Annotated in this window: 6 protein-coding genes; 3 read left to right on the top strand and 3 right to left on the bottom strand. The window is 50.4% G+C overall.

The features are described from left to right. Window positions 1-92 precede the first annotated feature (92 nt). From PMG25_RS21070 to csaB, 3 genes are all read left to right on the top strand, one after another. Entirely contained in the window at window positions 93-773 is a 681-nt protein-coding gene (locus PMG25_RS21070) for a PleD family two-component system response regulator (RefSeq protein WP_283768865.1), read from the top strand. Between the two features lie 153 nt (window positions 774-926). Next, window positions 927-2,897, top strand: a complete 1,971-nt coding sequence (acs, locus tag PMG25_RS21065) for an acetate--CoA ligase (protein ID WP_283768864.1) — start codon at window positions 927-929, stop codon at window positions 2,895-2,897. Between the two features lie 69 nt (window positions 2,898-2,966). Next, window positions 2,967-4,034, top strand: a complete 1,068-nt coding sequence (csaB, locus tag PMG25_RS21060) for a polysaccharide pyruvyl transferase CsaB (protein WP_283768863.1) — start codon at window positions 2,967-2,969, stop codon at window positions 4,032-4,034. On the opposite strand, the gene PMG25_RS21055 is transcribed toward csaB, so the two are convergent. The 3 genes from PMG25_RS21055 to PMG25_RS21045 all read right to left on the bottom strand — a co-directional run bounded on the left by PMG25_RS21055 (window position 4,031) and on the right by PMG25_RS21045 (window position 11,702). Beyond that, window positions 4,031-7,384 carry an efflux RND transporter permease subunit gene (locus PMG25_RS21055; RefSeq protein ID WP_283768862.1) on the bottom strand — a complete coding sequence of 1,118 codons (3,354 nt, stop codon included), beginning with the start codon at window positions 7,382-7,384 and terminating at the stop codon, window positions 4,031-4,033. The genes csaB and PMG25_RS21055 overlap by 4 nt on opposite strands. Before the next feature lie 349 nt (window positions 7,385-7,733). Further along, window positions 7,734-9,182, bottom strand: a complete 1,449-nt coding sequence (locus PMG25_RS21050) for an efflux RND transporter periplasmic adaptor subunit (RefSeq protein WP_283768861.1) — start codon at window positions 9,180-9,182, stop codon at window positions 7,734-7,736. 177 nt (window positions 9,183-9,359) lie between these two features. Next, window positions 9,360-11,702 (bottom strand): transglutaminase TgpA family protein, encoded by a 2,343-nt coding sequence (locus tag PMG25_RS21045; RefSeq protein WP_283768860.1) that lies wholly within the window; start codon window positions 11,700-11,702, stop codon window positions 9,360-9,362. Between the last annotated feature and the right edge of the window lie 75 nt (window positions 11,703-11,777).

Genomic DNA, 11,777 nt, shown 5'->3' with positions numbered 1-11,777 from the left:
AAAAACAGCTAATCAAAAGATTAAGTTATAAACTTAGCTTATAGTTCTGAATTTGCACAATGTTACTCTAAATCAAGCGGTCTAATCCTTCTATGACTAATCCAAGAGCAACTGTCCTTTTATGCCAACCCTGCGACTTCCAACGGTGGGTATGGCAAAGAGTGTTAATCTCGCAAAACTTGGCAGTCATTCTGTCGGCATCAGTAGCCAACTTATCGGAGCAGCTACAGGAGATTAACTCTAGCCCTCAAACCCGGCCCCATGTGATTCTCATGGATCGACAAACGCCAGATTTAGATATCGAGCAATTTTGTCGTAGCTCTCTAGAGAACCCTGTCCCAGTGCCGGTGATTCTCCTAGAAAGCAGTGAGGCGGAAATTAACCATCAGCAACGACAAGCGGCGATCGCCTATGGAGCGATCGATATTCTCCCCCCCTTTGAAGCCGATACCCTAGCCCTAAAAGTGATTGCGGGTACTAAAAAAGTATTATCCGCTCTGGGAGGATTAGCGATTCACAATGATCCCTTGGTGTCTTGTCTACTGGAGTTAAAACAAGATCTCGAAAATGCCCAATCCTTATCAACGCCCTCCTTTGCCAACTCTCTAAATAATCATGAAGTTCTAGAGCATCCTGCTGATCCTTTTGCCCCATCCGAGATCAATGGAGATTCTCGTCCCCCTCTGCAACCTGTACCTTCTTTAAGTCAATCGGGAAAAAATGATGCAGAAAAAGCCCGTCACAAACGAGTGTATCGAGGCAGGGTTTATTAGACCATGAGGGTATGGAGAGAATGGGGAGACAGGGGGCGGTGGAGATGACCCGCACCTAGTGCAAATCTTAAACTTAATGAAACTCAATCTATATTGGTGTGATTCTGGATTACAAAGAGGGGATAGACCTTTACTTAAGATCGCCTCCATAGCATGTCACAACCAACCATTGAATCGATCCTCAAAGAAAAACGTCAATTTCACCCCTCAGCAGAATTTGCCCAAAATGCCCAGATTAAAAGCCTGGAAGAGTATCAGCAGCTCTGTGAAAAAGCCAAAGCTGACCCCCAAGGGTTTTGGGCTGAACTGGCCGAGCAAGAATTAGACTGGTTTGAGAAGTGGGATCAAGTCCTGGACTGGCAACCTCCCTTTGCCCAGTGGTTTGTGGGGGGGAAAATTAATATTTCTTATAATTGTCTCGATCGCCACCTCAAGACCTGGCGCAAAAATAAAGCGGCTCTAATCTGGGAAGGAGAACCGGGAGACTCCCGCACCCTCACCTACGCCCAACTGCATCGGGAAGTCTGCCAAATGGCCAATGTGCTGAAACAGTTAGGGGTGCAAAAAGGCGATCGCGTCGGCATCTATATGCCCATGATCCCCGAAGCGGCGATCGCCCTCTTAGCCTGCGCCCGCATTGGCGCACCCCATACCGTCATTTTTGGCGGCTTTAGTGCGGAAGCCCTGAAAGACCGTCTTGTGGATGCAGAAGCCAAACTCGTCATTACTGCTGATGGAGGCTGGCGTAAAGATAATATTGTCCCTCTCAAGCCCCAGGTGGATAAGGCGATCGCCGATAACGCCGTCCCTTCTGTCGATAACGTCCTCGTCGTCCAGCGCACCAACCAACAGGTACACATGGAACCCGGCCGGGATCACTGGTGGCACGACCTACAAGCCGGAGTTTCCGCCCACTGTCCCGCCGAACCCATGGACAGCGAAGACATGCTCTTCATCCTCTACACCTCCGGAACCACCGGCAAACCCAAAGGAGTCGTTCACACCACCGGCGGTTATAACCTCTACACCCACATGACCCTCAAATGGGCCTTTGACCTGCAAGAAACCGACGTTTACTGGTGTACCGCTGATGTGGGCTGGATTACTGGCCACAGTTATATTGTCTATGGCCCCCTCTCCAATGGAGCCACCACCGTCATGTACGAAGGGGCCCCCCGTGCCTCGAACCCTGGTTGTTTGTGGGATGTAGTGGAAAAATACGGCGTAACCATCTTCTATACCGCGCCTACTGCTATTCGCGCCTTCATCAAACTGGGAGAACATCACCCCAACGCCCGCGACCTCTCCTCCCTGCGGATTTTAGGCACAGTGGGCGAACCCATTAACCCAGAAGCTTGGATGTGGTATCACCGCATTATCGGCCATGAAAAATGCCCTATTGTTGATACCTGGTGGCAAACGGAAACCGGCGGGTTTATGCTCACTCCCTTACCCGGAGCCATTCCCACCAAACCCGGTTCAGCCACCCTACCCTTCCCTGGCATTTTGGCCGATATCGTAGACCTAGAAGGCAATCCAGTAGAGGATAATCAGGGGGGCTATTTGGTGGTACGCCATCCTTGGCCGAGTATGATGCGGACGGTTTACGGCGATCCCGATCGCTTCCGGCGCACCTATTGGGAACATATACCCCCCAAAGATGGCCAATATCTCTACTTTGCCGGTGATGGAGCGCGTAAGGATGAAGATGGCTATTACTGGGTGATGGGCCGGGTTGATGATGTGGTGAATGTTTCCGGTCACCGGTTAGGAACCATGGAAATTGAATCGGCACTGGTTTCCCATCCCTCCGTTGCTGAGGCGGCTGTAGTCGGTAAACCCGATGAACTCAAAGGGGAAGAAATTGTTGCCTTTGTCACCCTAGAAGGAACCTATAGTGGTTCAGAAGCGCTAGAAAAAGAGTTAAAGCAGCATGTGGTGGCTGAAATTGGGGCCCTAGCTCGTCCCAGTGAGATCCGCTTTACGGATGCTCTGCCGAAAACGCGATCGGGTAAGATTATGCGTCGCTTACTGCGCTCCCTAGCGGGAGGTCAAGAAATTGCCGGGGATACTTCGACCTTAGAAGACCGTAGTGTACTCGACAAATTGCGCGAAGATAGTTAATCAAGCAAGGCGGGTTATCTCCAATGGGGGAACCCGCCCCGACACAATCATTTTTAATCTTGAATTGATATGCGTGTGGTGTTATGTGGATACTATGGCCAGGGAAATGCTGGAGATGAAGCCCTGTTGGTGACTCTATTGCAGATGTTACCGGAAACGGTGACTCCGGTCGTGTTGTCAGCCAACTGCGAGGAAACACAGCAACAGTATGGGGTGGAAACCTGCAATAATGCTACGCATCGCTGGCGCGATCGCACTTCGATCGCCGATCTCTGGCGCACCTTAGCCTCTGCGGATGGGTTTATCTGGGGAGGAGGAAGTTTAATACAAGATGTGACCAGTTGGCGATCGCCCCTTTATTATTTTGCCCTCATGGCCCTAGCGCAACGGATGGGGAAAGTGACCCTGGCTTGGGGACAAGGGATCGGCCCCTTAAATTCTGCTCTGACTCGCCAACTGGCGCGATCGCTCTTTGGTGGATGTACGGCAGTTAGTGTGCGCGATCGCCAGTCGGCGCAACTCTTAACAGATTGGAAAATTCCTCATATCCTGGCTCCCGATCCAGTTTGGGCCTTAGACCCTCTCCCTGTTCAAAGTCTAGATCATTTACCCCATCCGAGAATTGCCGTAGTGTTGCGTCCCCATCCCCAACTGACAGCAGATCGGCTGCAAATCCTGACCCAAGCCTTAATTGAGCTACAACGGGGCACCCAAAGTCATCTCCTCTTATTACCCTTCCAGCCCAAAAGCGATTTAGACCTGGCCCAAAGAGTCCATGAAGCGCTTCCCCAGGTCAGTGAAATTTGGATGGGCGATCGCCCAGAACAGTATAAAAGTATCTTTAGTCAAGTCCAAATGGCGATCGCCATGCGACTCCACGGTTTAATCATGGCCGCTTCCATGGGGTGTCCTTGCTTTGCCCTCAGTTACGATCCCAAGGTCACCCAACTGATGGAACAGTTTAATCTTCCCGGCTGGGAACTCGATCGGCTCCCAGAAGACCCCAGCCAAATTAGCCAAACTTGGATCGACTTCTACAAACATCGACAACCCCTAACCCCTGCACACCTTGAAGAGATTCGGGGGCAAACGATGCAACATCAACAGATGCTACATCGTTATCTCATCACCCGTTAGCGTTTACCGCTTTCGGACTCTTCCGATAAGGTCTCTGGTTCCGTCGGCTCATCTGCTTGATCTTCGGTCGTCCCATTAGTGCTGTGGCCATTCTTGGCCATGGGTTTTTTCAATAAACCAGACAAACTTCCCAGCGCTCCTAAACCTCCTGAACCTCCGGTCGGTTTTTGCGGTTTTTCACCCTTGAGTAAACGGGCTTCTAGGGTTTTGACGGCAATATACAAGTTGGGTGTAATCACCAAACTGAGAATGGTTCCCACCAGCATTCCCCCAAAAATAGCGGTTCCCAAAGACCAACGACTGCTCGACCCTGCACCAGAGGCTGTTACCAGAGGCCAAAAGCCCACTAGGGTAGAAAAGGCGGTCATTTGAATGGGACGGAAACGCTGCTCGGCGGCTTGGGTAGCAGCTTTGGTGAAGTCTAGACCCTTTTCATGGAGTTGGTTGGCAAACTCGACGATCAGAATGGAGTTTTTGGAGGCTAACCCGATCAGCATGACCAGGGCAACTTGGCAGTACACATCGTTGGTGACGATGGGCCAAAGGCCTCCCGCTTGCACCACATTGGCGCGGAACCAAATGGCAGAGAGGGCCCCTAACACAGAGAGAGGAACCGACAGCATGATAATGGTGGGGTCAATGTAGCTCTCATACTGAGCAGCTAAGACCAGGAATACCATGATAAAGCCGAGACCGAAGATGATGGGGGCGCTGCCTCCAGAGGCTTTTTCTTCTAGGGCGGTTCCTTGCCAGGAGTAGCCAAAACCGGGGTCTAGGACTTCGCTGGCGGCTTGTTCCATGGCGGCGATCGCCTGTCCAGAACTATAGCCACGAGCTGGGTTACCTTGAATTTTAATCGACCGGAAGACATTAAAGTGTTGAATAATCTCCGGGCCGGTAAACTCGGTGAGCTTAATTAAACTCCCCAAGGGAACCATTGTGCCGTCCCTAGATCGCACATAAAGCTGATTAATATCTTCGGGATCGGAGCGATATTGAGCATCGGCTTGCACATAAACCCGATATTGGCGCTGTCCGAGGACAAAATCATTAACGTAACTCGATCCCAGATAGGTGGCGAGGGTAGCAAAGACTTCATTGACATCTACATTTAGGGCTTTAGCGCGATCGCGCAATACCTCGACTCTTTTTTGGGCTTTATCGGCCGTAAACTGGGTATATGCACCAGCAACCGCCGGATACTCATCTGAGTTGACTGCCCCAATTAAACGGTTGGCATTATTGAGCAGGTCTTGAATTGTTGCATTACCGGTGCGGTCTTGTAGTTGGAACTCAAAGCCCCCGGTATTCCCCATCCCTTGGACTGGAGGGGCATTGACCGCCAAGGCAAACACTTCGGGAATCGTGCCTAAAGAGCGATTAACCTTTTGCAAAACGCCATACACTGACTGCTCGGCGGTGGGTCGCTCATCCCAAGATTTTAAGTTGACAAAGAAGATCCCTTTACTGGGGTCTTGACCATCAAAGCTATAACCGGCTGCGCCAAAGGTATGCTCGACTTCAGGCACAGAACGGATTTTTTCCTCGACTTTTTTGGCCACTCCGGCGGTATAGTCTAGGGATACGCCATCGGGAGCTTGATAAATGACCAGAAAATAGCCTTGGTCTTCTTCGGGCACAAAGCCACTGGGAACGGTGTTATACATCCAAACGGTGGCCACTAAACCAAGAACAAATACGCCGATGACTAGGGCATTGATGCGGGTGAGAAATTCAATCAAATTCCCATAGCGAGCCTGCACCCAACCAAACCCTCGGTTAAATTGGTTGAATAGCCAAGCCAGGGGCCCATGGGGTTCTTCTTTGCGCCGCAAGAGCAAGGCGGACATGGTGGGGGAGAAGGTGAGGGCGTTAAAGGTGGAGCAGGCGACGGCAAAGGCGATGGTGAGGGCGAATTGTTTGTAGATAATGCCCGTGGTTCCAGGGAAGAAGGAGACGGGGATAAATACGGCCATGAGTACGGCTGAGGTGGCGATCGTTGCGCCGGTGAGTTCTTCCATGGCATCGAGGGCGGCTTGTCTGGCTTGCATTCCCTCTTCTATTTTGCTCGATACCGCTTCTACAATTACGATCGCATCATCCACCACTAAACCGGAAGCCAGGGTGAAGGCGAACAGGGTGAGGGTATTGATTTCAAAGCCCGCAAACATTAAACCCGCAGCCGCCCCAATTAAGGCAACGGGAATGGCGATCGCCGGAACCAGAGTTGAGCGCCAGTCCTGGAGAAACACAAACAGAATCAGGATCACCAAACCGATCGCCTGGAAGAGGGTGATGACCACTTCTTCCAAAGACTTATTAATAAATGTCGTCGTATCATAAGCAACGACCATATTCATGCCTGGAGGGAAGTCTGCCGATAATCTTTGCATCTCTGACTTCACAGCTTGAGCGGTTTCCAAAGCATTTGATCCCGGCAACTGATAGATGGCAATCCCCACCCCTGGATCAGTATTTAAGAGTACATTTACCGTATAATCCTGTGCCCCTAATTCCACTTGCGCCACATCTTTAAGCTTGACTAAAGTTCCCCCAGAGCCAACCTTGACCACCAGTTCTTCAAATTCGCTAACATCAGCAAATCGACCAGTGGCTTGCAGGGGAATTTCAAACAGTTGTCCCTCTGGGGCTGGGGCTTGACCTATTTTCCCGGCTCCCACTTGCAGGTTTTGTTCTCTCAGAGCATTGACCACATCTGAAGCTGCCAGTCCCCGTGCTGCCATTTTATTGGGGTCGAGCCAAATTCGCATGGCATATTTGCGATCGCCCAATAGTGTGGCTTGTCCTACCCCTGGAAGTCGTTTAAGTTGGTCGAGAATATTGAGATCGATATAGTTACTCATAAAGATCTCATCGTAAAAATAATCTCCCGACTCATCGCGATCGGAGGAAAATCCCAGCACCAAAAGAATATTGGGTGAAGCTTTATCCGTTTTCACCCCGGTTTGCTTCACTTCTGCGGGGAGTTGGGGTTCAGCCACAGCAACCCGGTTTTGCACATTCACCTGAGCAATATCCCGGTCTACTTCTTGGGGAAAGGCCACCCGAATGGAGGTCAACCCCCCATTATTGGTGTTGGAGTACATATATTTCATATTCTCCACCCCATTAATTTCTCGCTCTATAATGGTAGTGGTAGTCGTTTCCGCCGTTTGCACATCTGCGCCAGTATAACTGGCAGTCACCTGTACCTCCGTATTCGCCAACTGGGGCAATTGGGAAATCGGCAGTAAAGGCAAACAAATGCCCCCCACCAGGACGATGAGGATGGAGCAAACGGTGGTTAAGACAGGTCGCTTGATGAAGTTGTCAGCAATACTTAGGAGCATGGGTCATTTTGGGGAATAGGGAATGGGGAATAGGGAATGGGGAATGTTGCATATCAAGTCCGGTTATTCATGTCCACGAAGCGGAAACCCCACAATTCAAAGTCTAGGGAGCGAGACGCTCCCACTCCAGTAATATCAAGGGATTCCAGGAGTGCGGGCATCTTGCCCGCTTGTTTTTTCCCATTCACCGGACTTGATATGATTTGTAATCATAGCGGTTTAATCGGACTTGATATAACAGGTTTAGGGTAACCCGACTTCATTAAAAAATCGCTCGTAAATGCCTTCAGTTTATCTTAAGGCTGGATTTTCACAAGAGAAGCCTGTTACATTGCTTAAGATTTCTGGCTTAAGATTGTTCCGCAGAATTGGGCAAGGTGCTGGCATCGACCACGGCAGCCCCATCGAAGAGTTTAACCACCCCTTCGGTGACGATGGTTTCTCCTCCTTGTAAGCCCTCTTGAACGACAAAGTTTTGCCCGGTGATACTGCCTAGGGTGACGGGGGTTTGGGTCGCGACTTGTTGCCCTTCTGATTCATTGACCACAAATACAAAGGCTTGGCCCCCAATGCGCTTGATAGCAGTGGTGGGAATGGTTAAGCTGGGTCGATCTTCCCAAACGACTTTGGCTTTGACCAATTGATCGGTTCGGAGTTGGTTTTGGGCGTTGGCATAGATGCCTTTAATGGTAATGGTTTGGGTATTGGGATCGGTTTGGGGGGAAATGAAGGAGACGGGAATGGTGGTAATGGGTTGATTATCTTGGGTTTTGAGTTCGATTTTTGTGCCAATACGGACTTGGGCCAACCGGTCAATGGGAATTTGAATCAGCACTTCTAAGGGTTGGGATTGGCTGACGGTGGCTAGAAGGGTTTGGCTATCGACAAAATCCCCGACTTTGATGGGGACGTTGCCCACGGTTCCGGAAAAGGGCGCGTTAATTTCATAGAATCCTAACCGGGCTTCTGCTTCGGCGGCTTGTTGCCGGGTGCGTTGCAGGTCTTGTTCGGCACGGGCAATTTCGGCCCTAGCTCCGGCGATGACTTGATCTTGGGCGGCGAGTTGGGCATCGACGGAGGCAATGAGGCGATCGTAGGCTCGGCGGGTACTCTCGACTTGAGATTGAGCGGCTTCGATCACTTTTTCTTGGTTTTTGACATCGGCTTGGGCTTGCAGATAGGAGCGTTTGGTTTGATCGGCGGTTTCTTGGGAAACGGCTCCATCGGCAGCGAGGGCTTGGTAGCGCTCATTTTCTAGGGTTTGATAGTCGAGTTGGGCTTGCCTGCGAGTGAGTTCGGCTTCTTGGGAGAGGAGGGTGGATTTGGCGTTTTCCCAGTTGGCGCGGGCGGAGTTGAGGTCTTTTTCGGCGGCAATGCGGGCCCGTTCGGCGATCGCCGATTGCAGATTACTTTTGGCGGTCTCTACGGCGGCTGTTGCCGATCCGACTTGCGCCAGTTGGGAATTCACGGCAGCCTGTTGTTCAATGGGATCGATGACAAACATTCGTTGTCCGGCGGTGACGCGATCGCCTAACTCCACATAGCGCTCTAAAATATTTCCACTCACCCTAGGGCGCACATTGGCTATTTCCCTTGACACTAAGGCCACATTATATTCTGTGCCATCGCTGACCCGCCCCGATTCCACCTCTCCAAAAGCGACGGGAACCGCCGGACGAGCGGTTGCTGTTGCCTGTACTTGCTCTTTGCCACAAGAGGCTAACACCATGGCACTGGCAATCAGGGGAAGAATCTTAAAAGTATTATGAATCGGATGATTATTCATGGCAGGGGTCATGCTAGAGCCTTATTTTAACGCCAACTATTTTAGCCTCTGCCTGCTCAAGAGGCCCCATTGCTTAAAGATAATTTGGTAATGTATGATATAGCCCTTCGCGCTAGGCAAGAGGCAAGAGGTATCAAATATATGCATAGAATAAGGGAGGAGGATCGTCTTCTATTTTAACCGGTCAGGCTAGTTTTTAATTGCATCCTGGGTTTGTAATTTTCTTTGTCGAGACCTTTGTTTTAACTGTTGCAAACCCTGCTGCAAATCCGGAATAGACTGAGTTTCGATGCCGCCATAGCGCCATTTCACATAGGCTTGGGGAATCTCGTCAATTACTTGCGCTGCTTCTGAGCCATACTTGCCGCGCAAACTGTGGGCATATTCTTGGGGGGTTTGGGCGGGATGTTTGGGATAACCGGCTTCTCTGAGAATGCCTAAGTATTCTTGATAAATGCGCTCCATGGGATGGAGTTTGGAGAGCCATCTTTGTCGCCGCCATTGTTGCCATTGTTTGAATAAAACCCAGACAGCAAAGGAGAGGGCGATCGCTAAAATTGCGCCAATAAAGAATCCTGTCCAACCATTAGAAATCAGTTGCCAGAGGCGAATCAGGGATCTGACTAAAACGGTCATAATAAACGCCCCGATCGCCGTAAATGCATTTTTCACCGGAGAGGGTAACCAACCCGCCACCCAGTTCCAAAACTGGCGCAGGACACTAAAGCTCTGATAGTCAGCAATAGAGGGGGGAATCAGGGGATGGCCGGGGATGGGGTCAAAGGCAAACCAGCCATACTCTGGAAAATAGACTTCGGTGAGGCCAAAGGCATCGGTATTGCGAACCACATACAGTCCGGTAAAGGGATTAAATTCCCCTGGCCCAAAGCCGACGGCTAGACGGGCAGGAATGCCGATCGCTCTTAACATAACCGTTAAGGTGGTGGAAAAGTGATCGGGATAGCCCCCTTGATACTTAAATAAAAAGGCTTCTACCAGGTCTTCACTCTCATCAAAAAAGGGGAGTTGTGGCTGTAGACTATAGCGTTGTTTCAGATATTGAGCCAGATAGAGGGATTTTTCGTAGGGATCGGTTAAGGGATTTTCTGAAGTCGCTAAGGCTTCCTCAGTTTTCTGACGGATGCGATCGGCAATTTCTGGGGGAATTTGCAGATACAGGTCGCGAATCTCTTGAGAATAGTCGGTTGAAGCTTCCCGCAGGATAGAGCGATCGCGATAGGGAACCTCGGAAATGACCGTATAAGTTAAGCCTTCCCGTAGGTTTAGGGGCGATCGCAACCCTCCATGTTTATCCATCCCTACTTCCCGCGTGGGAAAATACAGATCCTCAGCTTGATACAAGGCGGGAATTAAGTTGGGTAAACGTTCAACCACTGTATAGGTTTGCACTATTTCCCGACTTCTAGCTAGAGAGTGACTACGAGGGAGATCGAACTTATACGACCAACCCGGACGTTCCACCAATGCCGTATCCTCTTGGCGAATTTCCCATCCTTGGCCTGTGTAGTGATCAAACCCTAGAACTCGCCAAAACCCTTCGGCCTGAGAGCGAACCCGCAACATCACCTGGGGAGTCAGTTCACCTCGCAAATTCTGGTTAATTTGGCTATTAAATCCATAGTAAAAGGTCTCATCCATCTGACCCGCTCCTTCCCTAGGAGCATCTCCCCCTTCCCCTGCACCCTCACCTTCTCCGTCTTCGGCAGTTTCTGGGTTGGTAATGGTTCCCGGTAGTCCCTGAAAGCTTTGGTCTTCTTCTTCCATCATCGGAGGAGCGCTAACGGGGAAATTGCGGAATTGATAGCCCGGAACTCTAGGGAAAGCGGCAAACAGGGCCATCCCTAATCCCAGAATTACTAACAGCATCAAGCCCAGTTGTTTGGGGGCCAGTTCAGGTGCTAAGGAGAGCCGGTTATCTGAAGAGGATCTGCGCTTTCGAGTCCAGGTTAGGGGCGATAATCCGAGGCGTGAGCGATAATCTAAGACTAGGGTGGGAAGGGCGATCGCCAGAAACACAAATAATAGGGGAGAAAAGGCTAGGGTTTGGCTCAGAGTGGCAGCCACACCAATTAAAATTAGCCCAATAATCATGGAATAGCCCAAGTCTTTGCGGCGCGGTAGATCGAAACTATGTAAGACTTGGAGATGAACCAGCAGTTCAGCCAGAACCAAGCGGGTATCATTGAGCTGGGTAAACAGGTTTCCGAAGAAGACAAATAGGGCAATTAACATGCCAATGGCGATCGCAAATTTCGTGACTACATTGCGATCTCTGCGTCGATACCAACTCCACAGGGCCCCGATCATCCCCACAGGAACGGCCCACAGACTCATTTGGGTTCCGGCGGCCACATCGGTGGCCATAATTCCCACACTGACTAAAGCTTGAACCAATATTCTTAAGAACATGGATTCTTCAGCCACGGGTTTAGGAAGACGCTCTAAACGTTTCCACAGATCGGATAAGAAGGGCAGGTTTGCTCTCTGGCGCGTCCCTGATGAGTTTGCCATAGTCTATTTCTGGTTACGCTTGCTCAAAAAAGCTCACTTTAAGCTAAAAGCTAGTGTAACAAGATTTTTTTGTTC

It is taken from the genome of Roseofilum capinflatum BLCC-M114 (genome assembly GCF_030068505.1).
Classification (GTDB): Bacteria; Cyanobacteriota; Cyanobacteriia; order Cyanobacteriales; family Desertifilaceae; genus Roseofilum; species Roseofilum capinflatum.
Note: the sequence above shows the minus strand (reverse complement) of the source record. Positions and strands in the feature narration are given on the sequence as shown.

Bases quoted from the DNA above. Each gene is read 5' to 3' on its own strand.
- csaB (WP_283768863.1), top strand. From the start codon at position 2,967: ATGCGTGTGGTGTTATGTGGATACTATGGCCAGGGAAATGCTGGAGAT.
- PMG25_RS21070 (WP_283768865.1), top strand. From the start codon at position 93: ATGACTAATCCAAGAGCAACTGTCCTTTTATGCCAACCCTGCGACTTC.
- PMG25_RS21050 (WP_283768861.1), bottom strand. From the start codon at position 9,182: ATGACCCCTGCCATGAATAATCATCCGATTCATAATACTTTTAAGATT.
- acs (WP_283768864.1), top strand. From the start codon at position 927: ATGTCACAACCAACCATTGAATCGATCCTCAAAGAAAAACGTCAATTT.
- PMG25_RS21045 (WP_283768860.1), bottom strand. From the start codon at position 11,702: ATGGCAAACTCATCAGGGACGCGCCAGAGAGCAAACCTGCCCTTCTTA.
- PMG25_RS21055 (WP_283768862.1), bottom strand. From the start codon at position 7,384: ATGCTCCTAAGTATTGCTGACAACTTCATCAAGCGACCTGTCTTAACC.